At 61.0% G+C, this 444-nt stretch carries 1 protein-coding gene and 1 pseudogene; both read left to right on the top strand.

Translation table 11 applies throughout. From position 1 onward, the window contains the following. On the top strand, positions 1–140 hold a 140-nt coding region (locus NE609_RS17345; protein ID WP_256153243.1), incomplete at its 5' end, for a helix-turn-helix domain-containing protein. Then, positions 137–444: pseudogene (locus NE609_RS17340) on the top strand (two-component sensor histidine kinase); the annotation flags it as partial. The gene NE609_RS17345 and the pseudogene NE609_RS17340, both read left to right, overlap by 4 nt.

Raw genomic sequence — 444 nt, 5'->3', positions numbered from 1 at the left:
ACAACAGCGTGGACAGCTTCAGCAATTCCATTCGCGTCCACATCTCCGCCCTGCGGAAGAAGCTGCGCACCGCGTTGGGCTATGACCCCATCCGCAACCGCATCGGCGAGGGCTATCTGATGGGAGGCGAGGAAGCATGAAGCGGCTCTCCCTGCAGTGGCGCATCACGCTGATGTCCGTCCTGCTCATCGGCATCACCTGCGTGGCCATGAATTTGCTGCTGTGCTCCTCCGGTGTGTACTATATGGACACCATTGCGGACAGCTTACAGGGCGGCGGCACGGTGAGCCTGAATGATGGCGGAGCGGCGAGCTTTGACCCGCAGCTCATAGCGCCCAACGAGGAGTTGACCATCGTCGTCGATGGGGTGCAGGGGCGCTTCCGCACCACCAACTGGTACATCACAGCGGCGGTAACACTGCTCAGCGGCATCCTCGCCTATTT

The sequence above is a fragment of the Anaerotruncus sp. DFI.9.16 genome (assembly GCF_024461615.1).
Taxonomy (GTDB): domain Bacteria; phylum Bacillota; class Clostridia; order Oscillospirales; family Ruminococcaceae; genus Anaerotruncus; species Anaerotruncus massiliensis.
This window is presented reverse-complemented; position numbering and strand designations above follow the sequence as displayed.